Genomic DNA, 22,315 nt, shown 5'->3' with positions numbered 1-22,315 from the left:
GGGTAGTGAATATGTACTAAGGACGAATCTGAGTGTAGTCCGTCGGGGTTAGTTGTGTCCCTCCACCCTGGTATCCACCAGCATCACGTCAACCGGGGCTTTCTTGGCCACGTTGCCAGGAACGTTGCCGAACACACGGCCCGCAAGGGAGCGCATGCCCCGGTTACCAACCACCAGCAAGTCAACCTCGTGCTCCGCTACAGATTCCACGAGGACGTTCGCCGGCTGACCAGCCTTCGCATCCAGCTTGATGCTCGGCGCCTGCTCCTGCTCGGCGATCTCCCTCGCGCGGGCCAGAATCTCCCGCGCGCCCGCCTCGGACACGGTGTCAATCTGGGTGATCTCCGCGTTGGTGGAGTTGAGCATCGAGCCAGACGCGGAATAATACGCGCAGATAATGGTCAACGTCGCACCGTAAACCCGCGCTAGGCTTGCCGCCGTCTGCACCGCCACCAGCGAGGTTTCCGAGCCGTCCGTGCCTACGGCGATCGATGTGTAAGAGTGCATGAGAACACCAGCTTTCCTGCGTTTTAGTTGCCAGTTTCTTTCATACCACGCAGTTCCTTGCGCAGGTCCGCGATCTCGTCGCGCAGCCGCCCCGCAAGCTCGAACTTCAGCTCGCGGGCGGCAGCAGCCATCTGGTTAGTCAGGTCGTCGATAAGCTTCTGCACCTCGTCGGAAGCCATGTTCGAAGCGTCTCGCTTTTCGACGATCCGTTCAGCGCCATCTCCCCCAGCCTTGGCGTCGGCTTCGCCACCCTCGAACTCGTAGACCTGGTCCAAGATGTCCGCGATGGCCTTGCGCAGCGGCTGCGGATCGATGCCGTGCTCCTTGTTGTACGCCAGCTGTTTCTCGCGGCGGCGCTCCGTCTCGTCGATCGCTTCCTGCATCGACTCGGTGACGCTGTCGGCGTACATGATGACCTCGCCGGACACGTTACGTGCGGCGCGGCCGATCGTCTGGATCAGCGACTTCGTGGAACGTAGGAAACCTTCCTTGTCCGCGTCGAGGATCGCCACCAGCGAGACCTCCGGCAGGTCGAGGCCCTCGCGGAGCAGGTTGATGCCCACGAGCACGTCGAACTCGCCTAGGCGCAGCTGACGCAGGAGCTCGACGCGCTGGAGGGTATCGATGTCGGAGTGCAGGTAGCGGACCTTGATCCCGTTATCCAAGAAGTAGTCGGTGAGATCCTCGGCCATGCGCTTGGTCAAGGTAGTGACCAGGACGCGCTCGTCGCGCTCCACGCGCTCGCGGATCTCGTGAATCAGGTCGTCGATCTGGCCCTTCGTCGGGCGCACCGTGACCTTCGGGTCCACCAGACCGGTCGGGCGGATCACCTGCTCGACGAACTCGCCTCCGGAGGCCTCGAGCTCGTAGTCACCCGGGGTCGCGGACATGTAGACGGTCTGACCCACGCGCGCCTCGAACTCGTCGAAGGTGAGCGGCCGGTTGTCCACTGCGCTTGGCAGGCGGAAGCCGAACTCGACGAGGTTGCGCTTGCGGGACATATCGCCTTCATACATGCCGCCGATCTGGGGAACCGTCACGTGGGACTCGTCGATAATGGTGAGGAAGTCTTCCGGGAAGTAGTCGATGAGCGTTGCCGGTGCCGAGCCCGCCGGGCGTCCATCCATGTGGCGCGAGTAGTTCTCAATGCCGGAGCAGAAGCCGACCTGCTGGATCATTTCGAGGTCGTACTCGGTGCGCATGCGGAGGCGCTGCGCCTCGAGCAGCTTGCCGCGGTTCTCCAGCTCTTCTAGACGGTCCGCCAGCTCGAGTTTGATGTCTTCGATGGCGCGCTCCATGCGGTCGTCGGTGGCTACGTAGTGCGTCGCCGGGAAGATACGGACCTCATCCTCCTGGCTGATGACGTCGCCCGTCAGCGGGTGGATGTAATACAGGGAATCCACTTCATCGCCGAAGAACTCCACACGCACCGCAACCTCTTCGTACGCGGGAATGATGTCGACGGTGTCGCCTTTGACGCGGAACGCACCGCGTTTGAAGTCGATGTCATTGCGTTCGTACTGGACGTCGACAAGCAAGCGCAAAAACCTGTCCCGCTCAACCTCCTCGCCGACCCGAAGCACAATGGAGCGATCGAGGTAGCTCTGCGGGGTGCCCAGGCCGTAGATGCACGAGACTGAGGCAACCACCACGACATCGCGGCGGCTGAGCAGCGCTGACGTCGCGGAGTGGCGGAGGCGCTCGACGTCGTCGTTAATGCTCGAGTCCTTCTCGATGTAGGTATCGGTCTGCGCGATGTAGGCCTCGGGTTGGTAGTAGTCGTAGTAGCTGACGAAGTACTCGACGGCGTTGTTGGGCAGTAGCTGCCGCAGCTCGTTGGCCAGCTGCGCGGCGAGGGTCTTGTTCGGCGCCATCACCAGGGTCGGGCGCTGTTGTTGCTCGATCAGCCACGCCGCGGTCGCGGACTTACCGGTACCGGTGGCACCCATAAGCACGACATCCTCCTCACCGCGGCGCAAGCGCGCGTCGAGCTCTTTGATGGCCGCCGGCTGGTCCCCCGACGGTTCGTACTCGGAGATGACCTCGAACCGTTTCTCGCGCCGTTCGATCTCGCCGACCGGGCGGAACTCTGAATGCGCGAGCACGGGGTGTTCTGCAGCAAAAGCCATGCAGCTCAGTCTAGGAGAACAACGTGATCAGAAAAACTAGCTGGCGTACTTGCGGGTGGCCTCCAGCCACTCCTCAAGCTCGCCGGCTTCGGCCCACAGCTCGTAGAGCTCAGAGCCGCCCGGGGACGTGACCTTCGCCGCGTGGCGCCGAATCCAGCGGCGGTCGTCGACCGAGAACGGGAAGTCGAGCGCACCGGCCGCATCTTCAGCCGGAATATGGCCATTCAGCACCGCCGCAAGCGCGATGACCGACTCCGCCTCATCTGTGCCCAGCGGACCGCGGCCGCACTCGAATCGGAACTGGTCCATGCGGAACGTGCCGTCTGCAAGCTTTGCGACGGCCTCAGCAGCGGGGTCGTTATCAAACGGTCCGGTGTCCCACGTTCCCATAGGCGGGGACTGTAGAACCCGGAAGTGAATAGAACTTAAAGCTCCGGTAAATGTCGTTGGTCCAAAACAAACACTTCAGGTTGCAAACTATTGTTTGCAATCCAGCTTTTGCTCATTCTGCACGGGCCTGCGCGATCAACGCCTCGACCTGCGGAGCAAGCGCGTCCTTCGGACCGTTGTTGTCGATGACCACGTCCGCGGCGGCGCGCCGCGTGGCGTCGTCGAACTGGCGCGAGATGCGCGCACGTGCGTCCGCCTCGTCGAGTCCGCGAGAAGCAACGAGACGGCGTACGCGTTCTTCCGGATCGACATCTACTACGACGGTGAGATCCATAAGCTCGTGCAGCCCCTGCTCCACCAGCAAGGGCATGTCGTACACCGCTGCCTCATCCCCGCGCGCCTCCGCAGTGACAAACTGCCGCTGCGCTTCCTCCCGGATAGCGGGGTGCGTAATCGAGTTGAGCCGCTGCGTCGCTTCTTCCGACCCGAACGCTCGGCGGGCAAGCTCGGCACGATCTAACACGCCATCGGCGTCAAGCAGGTCGTGGCCGAACTCGTCGGCCACCCGCGCTAGCTCGGGAGACCCCGGGGCCATAATGTCGCGTGCAATCTGGTCCGCATCCACGATGGTGAACCCAGCGTCGGCGAGCATTGCCGCCACCGTCGATTTACCGCTGCCGATGCCGCCCGTGAGTCCGATTCGCTTCATGGCGGCAACGCTAGCAAAGGCAAACGGCCCGTGCCCCACTGCGGGGACCCGGGCCGTCGCTAAGCGAACGCTCTAGTTGCCTGCGAGCTTCTCACGAAGTGCGGCGAGCTGCTCGTCGGATGCGAGAGAACCGCCCTGTGCAGCTTCATTGCCCTCGCCGGATGCCGACGGAGCTGCGGCACCGGTCTCAGAGGAGTACTCGGTCGGCTCTGCTGCACCACCCTGCTCTGCTGCCTCTGCGGCGGCGGCACGGTGACGCTCGATCTGCGCGGTGTGGGCCTGGTGGCGACGCTCTGCCTCGGCGTAGCGTGCTTCCCACTCCTGGCGAGCTTCCTCGAAGCCTTCCATCCACTCGTTGGTCTCCGGGTCGAAGCCCTCCGGGAAGATGTAGTTGCCCTGCTCGTCGTAGGAGTCTGCCATGCCGTAGCGGGACGGATCGAACTCCTCGTTGTAGTCCTCGTCCGCCTGCTTCAGCGACAGGGAGATACGACGACGCTCGAGGTCGATGTCGATGACCTTGACCATGACCTCTTCGTTGACATTGACAACCTGGTCCGGCACCTCAACGTGGCGCTGAGCCAACTCGGAGATGTGGACGAGGCCCTCGATGCCCTCTTCGACGCGCACGAATGCACCGAACGGCACGAGCTTGGTGACCTTGCCCGGCACGATCTGGCCCACAGCGTGGGTGCGTGCGAAGACGCGCCACGGATCCTCCTGGGTCGCCTTCAGCGACAGGGACACACGCTCGCGGTCGAGATCGACGTCGAGCACCTCGACGGTGACCTCGTCGCCAACGGTGACAACCTCGGACGGGTGGTCGATGTGCTTCCAGGACAGCTCGGAAACGTGCACCAGGCCGTCAACACCGCCAAGGTCCACGAAGGCACCGAAGTTGACGATGGAGGACACGACGCCCTTGCGGACCTGGCCCTTCTGCAGCTGGTGCAGGAAGTCGGAGCGGACCGCAGACTGGGTCTCCTCCAGGTAGGCACGGCGGGACAGGACCACGTTGTTGCGGTGCTTGTCCAGTTCGATGATCTTCGCCTCGAGTTCCTGGCCGATGTACGGATCCAGGTCGCGCACGCGGCGCATTTCCACCAGCGATGCCGGCAGGAAGCCGCGCAGGCCGATGTCCAGGATGAGGCCGCCCTTGACAACCTCGATGACGGTACCGGTAACCGGCTGGTCGTTGGCCTGCAGCTCCTCGATGGTGCCCCACGCGCGCTCGTACTGCGCACGCTTCTTGGACAGCATGAGGCGGCCTTCCTTGTCCTCCTTGGTCAGGACAAGTGCGTCGATCTCGTCGCCGACTTCAACGACCTCATCCGGGTCGACGTCGTGCTTGATCGAAAGTTCACGGGTGAGGATGACGCCCTCGGTTTTGTAACCGATGTCGAGCAGCACCTCATCGTGGTCAACCTTGACCACGGTGCCGGTGACGATGTCGCCATCGTTGAAGTACTTGATGGTCTCGTCAACTGCGGCGAGAAATTCCTCAGGGCCACCGATATCGTTGATGGCTACCTGTGGTGCGTTGGATGTGCGCATAAGTGTATGTGCTCCGAAGAAATAGGAGATCGTGATTGACAGAAGCGCATCTTTCGAACCTAAGCTTAACCTCGGGATACGATCTCACGACTGGAACAGCAAAGCCCTCCTATTACGGCTTTAGCCACCCCGACGCATAGATACGCCCCTGAAAGAGTAGTGAATCTTCCCAGCTAAAGCAAAACAAGTTCGAAGGAGTTCCGGCGCGCCGATGTCCGAGCCAAGCAGCAGTTTCGGTCGCTCACCATCCCAGGCGAATCGCGCGTTCTGGGATGCCGATGCCCAGCGCTACCACGCGGAGCATTCAGAGTATCTCAGCAGCTTCTACTGGTCGCCGGAAATGCTCAGCGAGCAGGAGCTCCGCTTGCTTGGCGACGTCTCCTCCGCCGCGGTCCTTGAAATCGGCTGCGGTTCCGCCCCTTGCGCCTCATGGCTCGTTCGAGACGGCGCCGGGTTTGTCGCAGCGTTCGACATTTCGGCCGAGATGCTCCGCCGCGCCGACGCCGGTCCCGCCCTGGTCCAAGCAGATGTTTTGCAGATGCCATTTCGCGACAACGCTTTCGACGTAGCATTCTCGGCGTTCGGTGCGCTGCCCTTCGTTCCGGACATTCACGCACCATTTGCCGAAGTATCGCGTGTACTGCGCCCCGGCGGGCGGTTCGTCTTCTCCGTCACTCACCCAATGCGCTGGATCTTCCCCGATGATCCAACCTCCCTGACCGCCGAGATCAGCTATTTTGACCGCGTCTACGAGGAGCACAATGAGGCGGGCCAGCTCACCTACGCGGAGTACCACCGCACCTTCGGCGACTGGGTGCGCGCGCTCGGCATGGCGGGGTTCTGGCTCGCCGATGTCATCGAACCGCAGTGGCCCGCGGAACTCGCCACAACCTGGGGCCAGTGGTCCCCCGAGCGCGGCGCCCTCTTCCCAGGTACCGCAATTTTCGTAACTTTCAACTCTGGCTAGACCCCCCGATTTTTACCCCCTTCCAACATCACGAAACGATTACGTTAACCCTGCTAATTCATAACTTTTCCGGCGAGCCTAACCCGACCTACATACGGGACATCCTCAGCCTCCGATAGACAGATTCTTATGGTCTCTTTAGCATTCACACTAGCTACGGAACACCGCGCGGATCCGGAGCCGCCTCGGGAGGGAGACCTGAGGGAAAAGTGAATAGGAAGTACCGGGGGTGCGGCATCTGGGTGGGTAGCCGCATTCGAGGCGGGTAGTGCGGGACCGGGTCCGCGGCTACCCGCCTCGAAGCATTTCCCGGCTCAGTTAGTGCGCGGCCTCGTCCCAGTTCGACCCGGTGCCGGCGGACACTTCGAGCGGGACAAGCAGATCGATCGCACCGTCCATTTCGCGCTCTACAATCGCCTGCACTTCATCCAACTCCTCGGGCGCAACCTCCACGACCAACTCGTCGTGCACCTGAAGCAGCACGCGTGATGCATACCCGCGCAGCGCTTGATCGACCCGGATCATCGCCACCTTGATGATGTCCGCCGCCGTGCCCTGAATCGGTGCATTCAACGCCGCGCGCTCCGCGTTCTCGCGTGCGATCCGGTTGTCCGAGGTGAGCTCAGGCAAGTAGCGCCTGCGCCCGAACACCGTCGAGGTGTAGCCGTCGCGGCGCGCCTGCTCCACCACTTCGTCCAGGTAGCGCTTCACTCCACCGAAGCGCTCGAAGTACGCCTCCATAATTTGCTTCGCCTCGCCCGCAGGGATGTTCAGCTGGTTCGACAAACCAAACGCCGACAACCCGTACACCAGGCCGTAGGACATCGCTTTCACGCGACGGCGCAGCTCCGGCGTCACCTGGTCAATCGGCACGTCGAACACACGCGAGCCCACGAAGTTGTGCAGGTCCTCCCCCGCCCGGTAGGCCTCGATCAGCCCCGCGTCTTGGCTCAGGTGCGCCATCACACGCATTTCGATCTGGCTGTAGTCAGCCGTCAGCAGGCACTCGTACCCCTCACCCACCACAAACGCCGAGCGGATCATCCGACCCGCTTCCGTACGCACCGGAATATTCTGCAGGTTCGGCTCAGCGGAGCTCAGACGCCCAGTAGAAGCCACCGTCTGATTGAACGTCGTATGGATGCGCCCATCCGGTTGCACCGTCTTGATCAAGCCCTCAATCGTGGACTTCATCTTCTGATACTCGCGGTGCGCCAGCAAGTGATCCAGGAAGGGGTGCGGGTGCTTTTCCGCCAGCGCCTCGATTTCGCCCGCGGCCGTCGAGTACCCAGTCTTCGTCTTTTTCGTCTTCGGAAGGTCGAGCTTGTCAAACAACACCACCGAGAGCTGTTTGGGGCTGGAGAGGTTCAACGTGGGCTCGTCGACAAGCAAGCGAGCCTCCTCCTCGACCTGCGCGACCTTGTGCACATAGTCCTTGTGCAACCCCTCAAGCACCTCGAGGTTGACTGCGATGCCGGCGTGCTCCATCTCGGCAAGAATGCTGATCAGCGGCAGTTCGAGGTCGGCGTACAGCTCATAGGAGTCGATCTCACGCAGCTGCTCAGCCAACGCCGCCGAAAGCTCCATCACCGCGGCCGCGGCATCAGTCAACGACGTATCACCCAGCAGGCTCAGCTGATCGCCGCCGATGACCAGCTGCTTCTTCAAATGCCGCTGGTACACATCCTCGAGCGCGTACGTGCGCTGCCCCGGCCGCAGCAAATACGCCGCAATCGCCGTGTCGTGCGCAATGCCGTGCAGCGTAATCCCACGTCCCTGCAGCATATGAAACGCCGCCTTCGCCTCATGCAGGAACTTCGGCGCATTCGACTCCGCCCACGCTTTCAGCGCCGCATCCTCGCTCGGAGAAAGGTCGCTCGCATCTCGTTGCAGAGCTTTTCGTTGCTTATCGACGACTGCGAGCGCCACGACATCCCCCTGCCCCGGCGTCGGAGTGCCGGAAAGATACAGAGCGAGTCCTTCGCCCTCCCGGGCGGCGAGCCACTCATCAAGCGGCGCATCCTCGACGACCACGTCCGGCAGCTCGACGGTGTCGGCGTTCTCGGGCACCTCGCCGGTCGTCTCGACGGACGCCAGCACACGCTCACGCAGATTGGTGCCGAATTCGAGGCTGTCGAACGCCTCCGCGACCACACCCACCTCAGCCGGCTTCATCTGCAGCTCGTTCGGCCCCACGGGCAGCTCAACATCCGTCACCATCTGGGTCAGCTCGCGGTTTAAGCGCACCTGGTCAATGCGCTCACGGAAGTTCTCACCAGCCATGCCCTTGATCTCGTCCGCATGCTCGATGAGGCCGTCGAGAGTCCCGTACTGTGTGATCCACTTCGCCGCGGTCTTCTCCCCCACCTTCGGGATGCCGGGCAGGTTATCCGACGGATCCCCGCGCAGCGCGGCGTAATCCGGGTACTGCGCGGGCGTCAGGCCGTACTTCTTTTCAACCTCGTCCGGTGTGAAGCGGGTAAGGGTTGAGACGCCGCGGGTTGGGTAAAGCACGGTGGTCGAGCCGTCGACAAGCTGAAGATAATCCCTGTCTCCGGTGACGATGATGACTTCGAAATCCCCCTCCTGCTTGGCTTCTGTTGTGAGGGTGGCGAGGATGTCGTCGGCTTCGTAGTTTTCCTTGCTGAGCGTGACGATGCCGAGGTTGCCGAGCAGGTCCTCGATAATCGGCACCTGGCCCTTGAACTCCGGCGGTGCGGCCTCACGCTGGGCCTTGTATTCGGGGAACTTCTCTGTGCGGAAGGTCTTGCGCCCAACGTCGAAGGCGACCGCCATATGAGTCGGTTGCTCCTCCGCGAGGATGTTGGCCAGCATGGAAAGGAAGCCGTAAACGGCGTTCGTGTGCTGGCCGCCCGAAGTGGAGAAGTTTTCCACCGGCAGGGCGTAGAAGGCTCGGAAGGCCATTGAGTGGCCGTCGATAAGCAGGAGGCGCTTAGTGGTCATGGCCGACCAGTCTAGCTAGTTGCTTGCCGCGACAACCACCATCCAGATAGCGACAAGGTGCAAGATCGCGGCAACGATGGTCGCGGTATGAAAGTGCTCGTGGTAGCCGTAGTAGCGCGCTTGGCGGCCAGGCCATTTAAAGCCGTAGACCAGCGCGCCGAGGGTATAGATCACCCCGCCGAGGAAGATCAGGGTGACCACCACCGGGCCAGTTCCAGCCCACAGGGTGGGCACGAGCGGCACAATGATCCAGCCGAGGCCAATGTAGACCACGAGGTCGAGCCAGCGCGGGTGATTGATCCACACCAAGTTGAGGATCGCGCCGAGGATCGCACCGCCCCAGGCGACGGCAAGCATGATCCCGGCGGTCCGCGGTTCGAAGGCGATCACACACAGCGGCGTATATGTCGCCGCGATGAAGACGGCGATGGTCGCATGGTCGGTGCGGCGCCACCACTGCACCGTGGATGCTGAACGCCACGGCCAGCGGTGATACATCCCGGAGACCCCGAATAGCGTGATGATGCCCGCGCCGTAGATGGTCACGCCGAGCGCCTCTGGCCACCGTAGCGTCATCCAGGCAAACGTAATCAACACGGTCGAGGCGAGGGCGAACGCGATCGTCGCACCGACGTGGAACCACCCGCGTGTCACCGGACGCTCCCCGCGGTCCGCGACGATGTATGTACGCTCGACCTGCCCAGCTTGCAGCTCGCGGCGATTCGTTTCCGTAACTGTCAAGGCTCCCCGCCTTCCGGTGCTTCTATATCGGGCATCACTCAGCCACGAAAAGTCAACCACGAACAACGCGCGAGCGGTAGGGGAAACTGTTGGTGCCCCAGGTGAGACTCGAACTCACACTGGACGGGTTTTGAATCCGTTGCCTCTGCCAATTGGGCTACTGGGGCAATGGCAAAAGAGTTTAGCGCAGCGCCCGGAACCCGCGTAATCGCCTGCGCGTTCTGGGGTTCGGGGAGGTCAGCACCGCGTACCCCCTGGCGAAAATCCGCGAGGCAGGCACTACGGACCAGCCGTCGTTTAGCAAATGCTCCGAGCAATGGATGCGGGCCGTTGAGGGATTCAGCGATTTCGGACCTAGCCGGATATCATTTCGGCTATGCGTAAATCTTTCGTTTCCAGCATCGTTGCCACGGCACTCATCGCCTCCTCTGTTACCGCCCTGCCAGTGGCTTCGGCGCAGACTAAGGAGGCGTCGTCGTCAAGCGACTTGAAGCTGGATCCGACGAATGATCCGCTTAGCACCAACCCGGAAGGCAACCCACTGCAGGCCGTGAGCAGCTCCGACATGTTCCTCGACCTCGCTAAGGGCATGGAACCGGGTCCAGCTCGCGACGCTGCCATTGCTTGGGCACGCGGGTCGTCGATCCCGAACACGGTCAACCCGATCGAACTGAGCAAACAAGAACTGCAAGGCTCGTCGATGATGTTCAACGGCCTCACCGAAGGCGACTGGGCACAGAGCTCTCGCGGCTCGAGCCAGGCAACCTCGGTCATGCTGACTATCGCAATCGGCTCCATGGTCGTTGGCCAGCTCATCGAGCTGCTCATGCGCGGTTTGCGAACCGTTCAGCGTTAGGCTCCCCCGCTTGGATTCCAATTCCGCCTCGCAGAACTTTTTCTGCCTCGCAGAATTTTCTGCGCCGCGGAAACTACGCGAACGAGGGGTCGTCGCGATGCTCGATGAGTTCGAATGATGCCGATTCGGGCAGGCTCCGATTGGTGGAGATGAACCTGGAGCCGTCAAGAAAGCTGAACTCGAGCACCGGTCCGTTTTCAACGATCCTGGCAATGCCGTGACTCACTTTGGAGTGGCAACTCGAGCACAGCGGAATCAGGTTGCTGATATCAGTTTTGCCGCCTTCCGCCCATTCGCGAATGTGGTGGATCTCGAGGAATCTGGAGTGGGTACACCCCGGCATCGCGCATTGGTGCCCCCATACTGAAAGCAGCGCTTGAATTTGACCGTCACTGGCAAACCGGCGCGAGCGTCCGAAGTGCATGGTCAGGCCCCTGGAGTCCAACAGGTGCCCGCGGACCATCGCATTGGCGACGTAGCTCTGTACCACCTTCGACGGGGCCTGCGGGTTTGACGGCATCCATGCTTTGCCGTCTTCAGTGAGCATGACGGTCACTTGAGCCCCGGGTGCCCGAGTTGCCGGATGCGGGAAGGTGCGGACCATGTTGATCATGGTGACGAACGCGTCATACATATCAGCTTTGACTGGCGGACCGTAACGCGAGGGCAATCCGCGAATTGTGCGAAGTGAGATCTCGCTGGAGCGTTTCGTCTGTTCACCGGGGCAGGCTTCCTCGATTTCTGGGCCAGGGCCCAGGTTTACCTCTTCACTCCAGCTCTCTTGGTCGTCTCCCGCAGCATCTGTTTCGAAGTCATCGAAGCCGATATCAAAACCGCCGGCTTCTTCTGGTTCCTTTTCTGGTTCTTCGCCGTCAGTGTCTGGATCATCGGATTCCGCCCCATTCAATGCGTTAACCAGTTCGGCAATGAAGGCATCACTGTCGATGGCTTCTCCGCTATCAGTGATGCCCTCTGCGGCGAGCTGCGCGATCTTCAACGCGGCAAGCAACGCTTCACCGATTACGGGTGGCAACAGGAAGTCGCCTTCGAGACACCCATCCTTGCGTTTGCGGGCATTGAAGAATGGGGCATCGGGTTTATCTTTGTCGGTTTCCCCTCCGGCGAGCGCCTTCTCGAGTTCCGCGAAGCAGAGAGTTGTGGCGAGTTCGATGAGCTGGTCCTGGTTCTCGTGGTTGACGTAGCGAAGCAGAAACCGCACTGTGGTGTAATCGATCACTCCGGCCCGGAAGAAGTGAAAAAGACCCCGGTAGACCCGTAGTTTTCTGGCAACGGAAACGTACTCGTATGCCGTGGATGTGGGATACCTCAGCTCACGCTCTAGCCAGCTGGCCGTGCTGCTCGCACCGAATGATCTCGCGAGATCCAACTCATCGAAATCGGCGATCAGGTCGAGGAGTTCAGCGCGAACAGTGTTTGATTTCCGGTGGTTGTGCTTGATTTGAGCGACAATCAGGCGTCCACGGGAATCAGGTGGGCTGGCAAGCGTGGTAGTCATGACGGCAAATTTCCCCCAATTGAGTTGAACGTGTCGCCAGCATAGAACTTGACTCCAACAAAGCCATCTAAGCGTTCGAACATATGTGCGTATGTCTGCTCGGCGGGCTGGCAGCGCGCTACAAGGCTGAGGACGAGGTGATTCTGCGACGCGGAATCCGTCGTTAAGCAATGGCGAATTTTCCGACCTCCCGATTGGGGTTTACGATGCAGGAAGACGAATTTATTGACTCGAGAGAAAAATATGCAGTTGACATTTGGAGCACCTCGGCGACGGGTGGCCGCGGTGTGTGTGGCGGCCGCTGCGCTGCTGTCTGGGTGTGTGACCAACGCCGAGGGCGGAAACCCTGAGGGCTGGGAACCAGCCACTCCTGATGCCGTGCCGGAGATCGCCGCGATGGTGCCGCCTGAGGTGGCGGCGAAGGGCACGCTGACGGCGGGGACGAATCCGCCGTTCGCTCCGTTTGAGTTCAAGGACTCGCAGGGTGCTCTGATCGGCCTGGAGATGGATCTGGGGCGCGCTCTGGCGAGCGTGATGGGCTTGGAGTTCCAGCCTTCTGAGATGGATTTTGCGATGATTATGCCAGCCGTGCAGGCGGGCAGCATTGACGCGGGGATGTCAGGGTTCACCGACTCCGAGGAGCGCCGCGAGAGCTTCGACTTTGTCAACTTCCTTTACGCCGGTATCCAGTGGGCCTCGCAACCAGGAAGCGGGGTTGACCCCGAGAATCCGTGCGGGTTGATTGTTGCAGTGCAGCGCACCACTGTCTCGGAAACCGACGATGTCCGCCCGAAGAACGATGAGTGCATCGCGCGCGGCGAGGAGCCGCTCACCGTGTTGTCTTTCGACACGTCTGACAACGCTGCGCTGGCCGCGCTTGTGGGACGCGCCGATGCGTTGAGCGCCGACTCCCCCGCGACGGCGTGGGCTGCGCAGCGCTCCGACGGTGAGCTAGAGCTGGTTGGGGAAATGTTCGATGCCGCACCGTATGGCTTCGCGGTGCAGAAAGACTCCGGCCTCGCCGAAGCGATGGCGGCGGCGATGCAACACCTTATCGACACCGGGGAGTACCAGCGAATCTTGGACCAATGGAACGTAGAAAGCGGCCTCCTCGACGAGGCCATGATCAATGAGCAGCCGTACAGGGAGGCAACGCAATGAGTACCCGCACACGCCCCGAGCGCATCGAGGCTAAGCCGCTGCGCCACCCCGGTCGCTGGATCCTCGCCACAGTGCTGATCGCACTGGCGGTTTGGTTCGTCATCGGCGCCGCCCGAAACGAGGCGTACGGGTGGGACACCTACTTCCAGTACCTGTTTGACACCCGCATCGCAACGGCCGCCGGCCACACGATCGCAATCACCGTTCTCGCGATGATCATTGGTGTGATCGGCGGCGTGATCTTGGCTGTCATGCGGATGAGCCCGAACCCGGTGTTCAAATCCATTGCGTGGATCTTCCTCTGGGTCTTCCGCGGCACACCGGTGTACGTGCAGCTGATGTTCTGGGGTCTGCTCGGCGCGATCTACGACTCGATCAACCTGGGTTTCGCCGAAGTTTCGCTCGAGCCGTTCACGTCGTCGGCGTTCATGCTCGCCGTTGTGGGCCTCGGCCTGAACGAGGCGGCGTACATGGCCGAGATCGTGCGCTCGGGCATCTCGTCGGTGCCGGAAGGCCAGGTAGAGGCGTCGAAGGCACTGGGCATGAGCTGGTCCCAGACCATGCGCCGCACGGTGCTTCCACAGGCGATGCGCATCATCATCCCGCCCACCGGCAACGAGTTCATCTCGCTGCTGAAGACCTCATCGCTTGTCGTCGCCGTGCCATACTCCCTGGAGCTGTACGGCCGCTCCATGGACATCGCCGCCGCACTCTTCGAGCCGGTGCCGATGTTGCTGGTCGCCGCGACCTGGTACCTGGCCATCACCTCGCTCCTGATGGTGGGCCAGCACTACCTAGAACAGCACTTTGAAAAGGGCGCGACTCGCCAGCTCACCAGGCGCCAGCTGGCCAGCCTCGCGGACGCGGAAGGCACGATCCCCCAGAACGTGCAGATTGTCGATGAGCCCCAGCAGAAAGGACGCTAGGAACATGACCGTGAAGCACACTCCCATGGTTCAGGCGGTCGACGTCTGGAAATCCTTCGGCAATCTCGACGTGCTCAAGGGCATCGACCTCGAGGTCATGCCCGGCACAGTGACCTGCATCATCGGCCCGTCCGGTTCCGGTAAGTCCACGTTATTGCGCTGCGTCAATCACCTCGAGAAGGTCACTGCCGGTCGCCTCTACGTCGACGGCGAGCTCATCGGTTATCACGAGCGCGGCGGCATCCTCCACGAGATCAGTGAGAAGGATGCCGCCAAGCAGCGCCGCGACATTGGCATGGTGTTCCAGAATTTCAACCTGTTTGGCCATCGCACGGTGCTGGAGAACATCATCGAAGCCCCCGTGCACGTCAAGGGACAGCCGGTGGCGCAGGCCAAGCAGCGCGCGATGGAGTTGCTGGCCATGGTCGGACTCGAGTCGAAGGCGGATGCGTACCCGATCCAGCTTTCAGGCGGTCAGCAGCAGCGCGTGGCAATCGCTCGTGCGGTTGCCATGGACCCGAAGCTCATGCTTTTCGACGAACCCACGTCCGCCCTCGACCCCGAGCTTGTCGGGGAAGTTCTGCGAGTGATGAAGGACCTCGCAGCTCAGGGCATGACCATGTTGGTGGTCACCCACGAGATGGCGTTCGCCCACGAGGTGGCGGACCACGTGGTGTTCATGGCGGACGGCCACATCGCCGAGCAGGGCGCCCCCGCCGAGGTGCTGGACAACCCGCAGCACGAGCGCACGCAGGCGTTCCTCTCGACCCTGTTCTAACTAGCTAGCCAGCCCGATGACGCCGCGCACCAGCGCGGTAAGCCCGCCGAGGAACGCCAAGCTGAGCGCGATCCGGCGGGCTCGCTCTTTCGGCACCCTCGGAGCCAATTGCTTGCCGACGATTACGCCAACCACAAGGCCAGCGAGGGTACCGACCCAGATGGCGGGGTCGATAGTACCGATATCGGCGGCGCCGGAGATTTCCTTGCCGGCGAAAGACAGCGACCCGGCGACCAAGAAGATCGGCTGCAGCGTCGCCGCGTACATGCGTTGATCCCACCGCGCGGCCTGGGCGTAGACGGTGATCGCGGGCCCGGCCACGCCGGACAGCGTGTTCATGAAACCCCCGACCGCGCCGGCGATCGCCGCGGGCACCACGCCCTCGACGTTGGGCACTTTGCGTTTGCCAAGGGTGACAACGCTGAGCGCGATGATCAGAAGTACACCGATGAGCACCTGGAGTGCGTCGGTGGACACACGTGGGATCACCCAGGTGCCCGGAATCACGCCGAGGATCAAAGCTGCTGCGATCGGTGCGAACTTCTTCCAGTCGATGTCCGCACGCATGCTGCGGGTGTTCAGAGCAGCGTTGATGACGGCGATGACGTTGACCACCAACACTCCGTCAATAGGCCCGAGTAGGAGCGCGAGGATGGGCGCGGCGATGAGCCCCATGCCCATGCCGGAGATGCGTTGCAGTGCGGCGCCGAGCGCGACCGATGCGCCGACACCGGCAAGGGTCAAGCTCACCCGAACTTCTTCGCAATCGCCTCGCGAACGATGTCGGGAACCAGCCCCGTGATGTCCCCGCCGTACTTCGCTACCTCTTTGGTGAGCGAGGACGAAATGTAGCCGTACTTCTCGTCCGTAAGCAGGAAGTACGTGTCCACGCCACTGAGGCGGCGGTTCATCTGCGCCATCGGAAGCTCGTACTCGTAGTCCAACGAGGACCGCAGCCCCTTGACCAGCGCGGTGATGTGGTGCGCTGTGGTGTAATCGACGAGCAGGCCGCCCCAATGGTCAACTCGAACCTTGGGGTTGTCGGCGGTGACTTCGCGGATCAGGTCCACGCGCTCGTCGATAGTGAAAAGCCCCGAGGTTTTGGTGGGATTGCCGGTGACCAGCACGATGACCTCGTCGAAGTGGCGGGTGGCGCGGGTGACGATGTCAAGGTGGCCGTTCGTGATCGGATCGAACGAACCGGGGCACACTGCGGTAGTCACTTAGTCATCTCCTTCATCCGGATCCGAGTAGACGGCCATATCCATCCTGGCGATACCGTACAGCCGCTTCTTCAACTTCTGGCCGGTTGGGGTGAACTCCGGGGGCCAAGCGGTTTCGGGGCTCTCGCGATGGCGTTCGACAACGACCACGGCGCCGTCGACAAGCAATGGCTTGAGTGCTTCGACCATTTCCGCGACTGCCTCGTCCGCGAGGTCGTAGGGTGGGTCGGCGAGCACCATGGAAAAGTGCTTGCGCGGGGCGCGGGCGACGTAGGCGGAGGCCTTGACCGGCTCAATGCGCACGTTCGGGTGGCCGACGACGGAGGCGTTGTGCTCGATGATCTGGACGGCTTTCGGGTCGTTTTCCACGAGGACGATTTCTTCCGCGCCGCGGGAGGCGGCCTCGAGACCGAGCGCGCCCGAACCGGCGAAGAGGTCCAGGACCCGCTGGCCAGCGAAACCGAAACGCACCTGGAGCGAGGAAAAGAGTCCTTCGCGGGCGCGGTCGGAGGTGGGGCGGGTGCCCTCTGGCGGGACCTTGATCTTTCGGCCCCGGGCCTCGCCGGCGATGATGCGGGTCAGTGACATGTCGGTCCCAGTCCTATCTAGCTCTTGTCCAGGTATTCGAAGTCCTCCGGCGCGAAGTTGGCCGTCGCGGCGCGGGCGAACTCGAGGTTATTGGCAACAATATTCGCCGCGTCGTCGTAGGCGCGCTTCACTATCGCGTAATCGTCGACCAGGTTGACTAGGCGCAGCGTGCGGCCAATGCCGGATTGCTCCTTGCCCAGCACGTCGCCTTCGCGGCGGTTGAGTAGGTCGAGTTCCGCCAGCGCAAAGCCGTCGAGTGTGGCGGCGACCTGGCTCACGCGCTCGAAGGCGGGCGTGCCCTCTTCGGCGAAGGTGTGGAACAGGCACAGCGACTGGTTGCCGCCGCGGCCGACGCGCCCGCGCAGCTGGTGCAGCTGGGAGATGCCGAAGTGCTCGGACTCGCGCACCATCATCACCGTCGCGTTCGGGACGTCGACACCGACCTCGATGACGGTCGTGGAGATGAGCACGTCGGCGGCGCCAGCGGCGAAAGCACCCATCACTTCGTCTTTCTCCTCGCCCTTCATGCGTCCGTGGAGGACGGCGATCTCAAGGCCTTGGAGCTCGCCCTGCGCCAGGGCGGCTGCGGTATCAGTGACTCCCCCGTCGCCGTCGATGCGCGGGCACACGATGTAGACCTGATGACCAGCGCCGACCTCTTCGCGGATCTTCTCCCAAGCGCGCGCCACCCACTTCGGCTTGAACTCCGGCACGACCGAAGACTGGATGGGCTTGCGGCCTCCCGGCAGCTCTTTCAGAGTGGATACGGAAAGATCGCCGAAGACGGTGATCGCGATGGTGCGCGGGATCGGCGTCGCCGTCATCACCAGCAGGTGCGGCGTGGTCTCCCCCGCTTTCGCGCGAAGCTGGTCGCGCTGCTCCACGCCGAACCGGTGCTGCTCGTCGACCACCACCATGCCGAGACGGAAGAACTCCACTCCTTCCTGAATCAGGGCATGGGTACCCACCACAATGTCCGCCTCACCCGAGACAATCTTCAACAGGGCTTCTTGCTTTGCGACGGCCCCCATGGACCCGGTCAGAGCCACCACACGCACCGGCACACCGGCGCGCAAGAGCGTGTTGGTCAGCGAGCGCGCGTGCTGCATCACCAACACCTCGGTAGGCGCGAGGAAGGCGCACTGCGCGCCGTTGTCCACCGCTTGCAGCATGGCGAGCAGCGCAACAATCGTCTTCCCGGAGCCGACCTCGCCCTGGAGCAACCGGCTCATCGGCTGCGTGGAACTCATGTCGGCGCTGATTTCTGTGAGCACCTCGTTCTGGCCTTTGGTCAGCGGGAACGGCAGGTGGCGCAGGAGGGTGTCCTGGTCGCGTCCCTCAACCCGTCGCAGCGCCGGGGCGCTGTGGTGCGCGGCGTCCGCGCGGCGGACCCCCATGGCGAGCGCGACCGAGAGCGCCTCGTCGTACTTCAGGCGCTCAAGTGCGGCCTCCGGGCCCTTCGGGCCGGGTTCGTGGATTTGGCGCACTGCGGCGTTGAGCGGAAGGAAGCCGATCGGTGTGAATCCGAGTGGTTCTTCGATTTGCGGCAGTGACTTCAACACCGCGTGCACGGCGCCCATGATGGTCCAGGTGCTCACCATTTTGGTGGCGGGATAGATGGGCAGCCATTCGCGTCCGGAAAGAATTTCCTCCAGGTCGCCGAAGTGTGAGAGTTGGCGGAGCGAGCCGGTCGCGTCGGTGGGGCCGTCGACAAGCACAAAGTCCGGGTGCTGGAGCTGGGCCGCACCGTTGAACCACGAGACCTTACCGGTGAACATGGCGCGGCGACCCTCTTTGAGCACGCGCGACGCGTACGCGGAGCCGAAAAAGGTGGCGGTGAAGGTGGTGCGGCCGTCGAAGATGTCGACCTTGTAGATGGGTCGTTTTGGTTGCTTCCGGTTTGGGATGCTGCGCGAGCCGGTGACGGTGCCCATGACGGTGACGGTGTCGCCGTCTTTGAGCCCGGTGAGGTCTTCGCCGGTGCCGTAGTGCAGGTAGCGGCGTGGGTAGTAGCGCAGGAGTTCGCCGCAGGTCTCGATCTCCAGGTGTTTCGAGATCGCCCTGGCCTGCTTCAGCGGCACCACGAGGTTGAGCGGGCGCGTGTCATCGAACCCGAGCATTGGCCTACTCCACCCCGATCTCCGCGATCGCGCCCAGGTTGTCTGCTGGGTAGGACATGATCGCCACCCCAAGGGTGTCTTCGAGTGCGTCAAGCTCGGCACGGTCGAATTCCTCCGGGTCGAAGAAAATGGCTACTTGCTCGCCGCCGTGGGCGAGGAGGCGCGAGCAAGTGCGCTCGACGGCAGTGATCGGGTCGTCCGCGATGAGCACGGTCTCGCCGTGGGAAGTGACTACAACGTCGCCTTTTGCCACCGGCCCGCCCTGAATCAGACCAGCGCGGGGAGCGCGGTGGGCGACGGCGGTGCGCATCTCGCCGGCAGCCTCGGACATGGTGAATGCGGCGGTAGCGAGCGGCTGGGATGGGTCGTGAACCGTCAGCGCCGCGATGCCGGAGACGAGGCGCACGGTGGGCAGCAGCGTCACGGTCTGCTCGAAGGCGCGCGCTGCCTTCTCGACGGCCGCGAGGTTGCGGCGGTTCAGCAACCCGTTCGGTAAAAGGATGACCTCGCTGGCCTCGGAGCGGCGGATAGTGGCGAGGATCCGCGCGACAACGTCCTCGCCTGGCTGTACCGCGACCGCGCCGGCAAGTTCGTAGAGCCTGGTCAGCGCACCGGGAGGCGTGACGGCCACGATGACGCGCTCGGGAGCGTGGGTGGTGGGATCTGCGGGCAGGATCTCCAGCCGCAGTTCGCTGACCTCGCCGAGGGCGTAGGCACGCTCGATCACCGCGCCAGCGTCGTGGGAGTGGATGTGGACCTTCGCGGAGCCATCGAGGCGCGCGATAACCAGGCTGTCCCCCATCCCGCTGAGCTCGCGCTCCAAAACGTCGACGTCGCCGGCGAACATGAACATCACTTCGAGGTTGCCGGTGGTGCCGTGGGCAACCGGGGCGTCCGGTTCGAGGTCGATGGGTTCGGTGGGTTGCACGGTGGCGTCGTCAAGCAATGCCTCGAGCAAGACCACGAGGCCGGTGCCGCCGGCGTCGACCACCCCTGCCTCGCGCAGCACCTCGAGCTGGGAGGGGGTGCTGGCCAGCGCCACGCGGGCGGCTTCGGTGACGGCCTGGGCGACCTCATCGATACCTGGGTTGGTCGGATCGGCCGCAGAAGTCACGGCCTCAGCGGCTGCGACTGAGGCAGCGCGCAGCACTGTGATGACGGTGCCCTCGACGGGGTCCGCGATCGCGCGGTCGACGAAGGTCACGGCCGCGGCGAGCGAATCCGCAATCACCGCGCCGCCGGGGGTGTCCTCAGAAACGGTTTGAGCAATACCGCGCATGACCTGCGACAACACGACGCCGGAGTTGCCGCGGGCACCTTTGACAGCTCCGACGGCAAGGGCCTCTGCCACCTGTCGCACATCCGCGTCGGTGCCAAGCTGCTCCGCCTCTTCCACAGCTGCTGCCATAGTGTGCGCCATGTTCGATCCAGTGTCCGCATCCGGAACCGGAAAGACGTTGAGCTTGTTGATTTCCATCCGCCGACGGTTCAGCTCGCCAGCTGCGCGACGCGCCCACGCCATGAGCTGCGCACCATCGAAAGCGGAAGGTGTGGCCATGAGGGTGTAGTTTACAACGACCAGTCCACAGCTTCTGCCCCTTGGGCGATCAGCGCCTCATTCGCCTGCGAGAACGGACGCGAGCCGAAGAACCCCCTCGATGCCGACAGCGGCGAGGGGTGCGGCGAGGTGATCACCGGAGTCTTCCCCAAGAACGCCTTGGCGGTCTGCGCGTCGCGGCCCCACAGGATTGCCACCAGCGGTGCCTCCCGTTCCGCGAGCGCCCGGATCGCGGCCTCGGTCACGGCCTCCCATCCTTTGCCGCGGTGTGAACCCGGTGTGCCGGGACGCACCGTAAGCACGCGGTTCAGCAGCAGAATCCCTTGGTTCGACCAAGCCGACAGGTCGCCGTCTTGCCGGGGCGGGATGCCCAGGTCGTCGTGAAGCTCTTTGTAAATATTGACCAACGAGCGCGGCGGCGCGACCCCTGGCTGCGTCGAAAACGCCAGCCCCATGGGGTGCCCCGGCGTGGGGTACGGGTCTTGGCCCACGATGAGCACGCGCACCTCGTCGAAGGGTTGCTGGAACGCGCGCAGGATGTCGTTGCCCCGCGGAAGGTACGCGTCTTGCGCTCGCAGGAAGTCACCCATGTCGTGGATTTGCTTTTCGACGGGCCCGAGCGCGCCCATCCAGGATTCGTGCACCGGCAGACTCATGCGAAGCTCTCCCATCCGCCGGTGTAGGCCGGCTCCTTGCCGTCAACCCGCACGCCCTGCTGGCGGATCACTGTGCCGATGGAGCGGAAACCGACCGGCGCCGAGCCATCGCAGGTGCCGATGAGCGCATGGTCCTCCCCGCCGGTGAGCACCCACTTCCAGGGGTCGATGCCCAGAAGCAGCCCCGCGTCTTCCAACAGCCGGTCCGGTTTGATGGCCACGGAGGACAGATCAATGCCGATGCCGGACATTCGCGCCATTGTGGACAGATCGCAGATTAGGCCGTCCGAGTTGTCGGTCATGGCGGTCGCTCCCGCGGAGCGCGCCACCACGCCTCGGCCCGGGATGATCTCCGGTACTTGGTGGGCTTGCACCAACGGTTCAAGTGAGGCCGGAATGCGCACGCCCGATTGCAGCAGTGCGAGCCCTGCTGCGGAGTATCCCAGGTGGCCGTGCGCCACCACGCGCTGTCCCGGCCGCGCGCGGTCCAGGCGCAGCGCGTCGAGGTTGCCGCCGAGCGAACCGATCGCGGTCACCGAGATCACCAGTTTCTCGCCCGAGGTCACGTCGCCGCCAACCAGCTCGGAGGCCCACTCCTGGGTCATCGAGCCGAGGCCGCGCGCGAGCTCCTCCACCACGGCAACCGGGGTTTCGGGCGGCGCGGAGATGGCGAGCAACGCAGCTAGCGGACGCGCCCCCATCGCCTCGATGTCGGCGTAGTTCTGCACGACCGCCTTGCGCCCGACGAGAAACGGCGTGGTGTAGTCGGCGCTGAAGTGGCGGCCGTCCACCAGCATGTCCGTGCTGGCCACCACTCGCGAGTTCGGCGTGGACGGTGTCAGCACCGCGGCATCGTCGCCGTTAATGGTGGAGGGCGCGGCGGAAAAGATCGCCTGGATCACGCCGGCTTCCCCCACCTCCCCCAAGGTCGGCCCGGTTTCCGGGAATCCGGTGTGAATCACGATCTGACAGGGC

Annotated in this window: 20 protein-coding genes and 1 tRNA gene; 5 read left to right on the top strand and 16 right to left on the bottom strand. The window is 63.2% G+C overall.

What is annotated here, in order from left to right; all coding sequences use genetic code 11:
* Positions 1–48: 48 nt before the first annotated feature.
* The 5 genes from CGLAUT_RS05715 to rpsA all read right to left on the bottom strand — a co-directional run bounded on the left by CGLAUT_RS05715 (position 49) and on the right by rpsA (position 5,286).
* Complete coding sequence (locus tag CGLAUT_RS05715; RefSeq protein ID WP_095659881.1) at positions 49–507, bottom strand: universal stress protein; 459 nt, start codon at positions 505–507, stop codon at positions 49–51.
* Between the two features lie 23 nt (positions 508–530).
* Entirely contained in the window at positions 531–2,636 is a 2,106-nt protein-coding gene (gene uvrB, locus CGLAUT_RS05710) for an excinuclease ABC subunit UvrB (protein WP_290186876.1), read from the bottom strand.
* Positions 2,637–2,672: 36 nt separating this feature from the next.
* A complete protein-coding gene (locus tag CGLAUT_RS05705) occupies positions 2,673–3,026 on the bottom strand; it encodes a DUF4259 domain-containing protein (RefSeq protein ID WP_290186874.1) in 354 nt (117 codons plus the stop codon).
* A gap of 112 nt (positions 3,027–3,138) precedes the next feature.
* The gene (gene coaE, locus CGLAUT_RS05700) at positions 3,139–3,735 is read right to left on the bottom strand and encodes a dephospho-CoA kinase (protein ID WP_290186872.1); all 597 of its coding nucleotides are present in this window, start codon (positions 3,733–3,735) and stop codon (positions 3,139–3,141) included.
* A 72-nt stretch (positions 3,736–3,807) separates the two neighbouring features.
* Positions 3,808–5,286, bottom strand: coding sequence for a 30S ribosomal protein S1 (rpsA, locus tag CGLAUT_RS05695; protein ID WP_290186870.1), 1,479 nt, complete (start codon positions 5,284–5,286; stop codon positions 3,808–3,810).
* Positions 5,287–5,497: 211 nt separating this feature from the next.
* On the opposite strand from rpsA, the gene CGLAUT_RS05690 reads away from it, so the two are divergent.
* Entirely contained in the window at positions 5,498–6,253 is a 756-nt protein-coding gene (locus CGLAUT_RS05690; protein WP_290186868.1) for a class I SAM-dependent methyltransferase, read from the top strand.
* Positions 6,254–6,571: 318 nt separating this feature from the next.
* Here the strand turns inward: CGLAUT_RS05690 and polA are convergent, their stop codons facing one another.
* The 3 genes from polA to CGLAUT_RS05675 form a co-directional block, all read right to left on the bottom strand.
* A complete protein-coding gene (gene polA / locus CGLAUT_RS05685; RefSeq protein ID WP_290186866.1) occupies positions 6,572–9,217 on the bottom strand; it encodes a DNA polymerase I in 2,646 nt (881 codons plus the stop codon).
* 15 nt (positions 9,218–9,232) lie between these two features.
* Positions 9,233–9,958 carry a PAQR family membrane homeostasis protein TrhA gene (gene trhA / locus CGLAUT_RS05680; protein WP_290186864.1) on the bottom strand — a complete coding sequence of 242 codons (726 nt, stop codon included), beginning with the start codon at positions 9,956–9,958 and terminating at the stop codon, positions 9,233–9,235.
* A gap of 90 nt (positions 9,959–10,048) precedes the next feature.
* Positions 10,049–10,125: transfer RNA gene (locus CGLAUT_RS05675), tRNA-Leu, on the bottom strand.
* 209 nt (positions 10,126–10,334) lie between these two features.
* Between CGLAUT_RS05675 and CGLAUT_RS05670 the strand changes: the two genes are divergently transcribed.
* Positions 10,335–10,814, top strand: coding sequence for a hypothetical protein (locus CGLAUT_RS05670; protein WP_290186862.1), 480 nt, complete (start codon positions 10,335–10,337; stop codon positions 10,812–10,814).
* A gap of 73 nt (positions 10,815–10,887) precedes the next feature.
* Here the strand turns inward: CGLAUT_RS05670 and CGLAUT_RS05665 are convergent, their stop codons facing one another.
* Complete coding sequence (locus tag CGLAUT_RS05665; protein WP_290186860.1) at positions 10,888–12,330, bottom strand: HNH endonuclease signature motif containing protein; 1,443 nt, start codon at positions 12,328–12,330, stop codon at positions 10,888–10,890.
* Positions 12,331–12,573: 243 nt separating this feature from the next.
* Here CGLAUT_RS05665 and CGLAUT_RS05660 point away from each other — a divergent pair, with 243 nt between their 5' ends.
* Genes CGLAUT_RS05660 through CGLAUT_RS05650 form a run of 3 tightly spaced genes read left to right on the top strand, consistent with a single transcriptional unit; the run spans position 12,574 to position 15,195 of the window.
* Positions 12,574–13,491 (top strand): ABC transporter substrate-binding protein, encoded by a 918-nt coding sequence (locus tag CGLAUT_RS05660; RefSeq protein WP_290186858.1) that lies wholly within the window; start codon positions 12,574–12,576, stop codon positions 13,489–13,491.
* Positions 13,488–14,417, top strand: coding sequence for an amino acid ABC transporter permease (locus CGLAUT_RS05655; protein ID WP_290186856.1), 930 nt, complete (start codon positions 13,488–13,490; stop codon positions 14,415–14,417). The genes CGLAUT_RS05660 and CGLAUT_RS05655 overlap by 4 nt, the downstream gene beginning before the upstream one ends.
* Before the next feature lie 4 nt (positions 14,418–14,421).
* Complete coding sequence (locus CGLAUT_RS05650; protein WP_290186854.1) at positions 14,422–15,195, top strand: amino acid ABC transporter ATP-binding protein; 774 nt, start codon at positions 14,422–14,424, stop codon at positions 15,193–15,195.
* Here CGLAUT_RS05650 and CGLAUT_RS05645 read toward each other — a convergent pair whose 3' ends face one another.
* The 7 genes from CGLAUT_RS05645 to CGLAUT_RS05615 are packed head-to-tail and all read right to left on the bottom strand — an operon-like array spanning position 15,196 to position 22,302.
* Positions 15,196–15,945, bottom strand: coding sequence for a sulfite exporter TauE/SafE family protein (locus CGLAUT_RS05645; protein ID WP_343898697.1), 750 nt, complete (start codon positions 15,943–15,945; stop codon positions 15,196–15,198).
* A complete protein-coding gene (coaD, locus tag CGLAUT_RS05640; RefSeq protein ID WP_095659867.1) occupies positions 15,942–16,418 on the bottom strand; it encodes a pantetheine-phosphate adenylyltransferase in 477 nt (158 codons plus the stop codon). The genes CGLAUT_RS05645 and coaD overlap by 4 nt, the downstream gene beginning before the upstream one ends.
* On the bottom strand, positions 16,419–17,000 hold the full coding sequence (rsmD, locus tag CGLAUT_RS05635) for a 16S rRNA (guanine(966)-N(2))-methyltransferase RsmD (RefSeq protein WP_290187042.1): 582 nt from the start codon (positions 16,998–17,000) through the stop codon (positions 16,419–16,421).
* A gap of 23 nt (positions 17,001–17,023) precedes the next feature.
* Positions 17,024–19,126, bottom strand: a complete 2,103-nt coding sequence (locus CGLAUT_RS05630) for an ATP-dependent DNA helicase RecG (protein ID WP_290186852.1) — start codon at positions 19,124–19,126, stop codon at positions 17,024–17,026.
* Between the two features lie 4 nt (positions 19,127–19,130).
* Entirely contained in the window at positions 19,131–20,684 is a 1,554-nt protein-coding gene (locus CGLAUT_RS05625) for a DAK2 domain-containing protein (protein WP_290186850.1), read from the bottom strand.
* Positions 20,685–20,695: 11 nt separating this feature from the next.
* Positions 20,696–21,340, bottom strand: a complete 645-nt coding sequence (locus CGLAUT_RS05620) for a uracil-DNA glycosylase (protein ID WP_290186849.1) — start codon at positions 21,338–21,340, stop codon at positions 20,696–20,698.
* Positions 21,337–22,302, bottom strand: coding sequence for a thiamine-phosphate kinase (locus CGLAUT_RS05615; protein ID WP_290186848.1), 966 nt, complete (start codon positions 22,300–22,302; stop codon positions 21,337–21,339). The genes CGLAUT_RS05620 and CGLAUT_RS05615 overlap by 4 nt, the downstream gene beginning before the upstream one ends.
* Positions 22,303–22,315 lie beyond the last annotated feature (13 nt).

Origin of the sequence: Corynebacterium glaucum, assembly GCF_030408855.1 — a bacterium.
GTDB classification, from domain to species: domain Bacteria; phylum Actinomycetota; class Actinomycetes; order Mycobacteriales; family Mycobacteriaceae; genus Corynebacterium; species Corynebacterium glaucum.
Note: the sequence above shows the minus strand (reverse complement) of the source record. Positions and strands in the feature narration are given on the sequence as shown.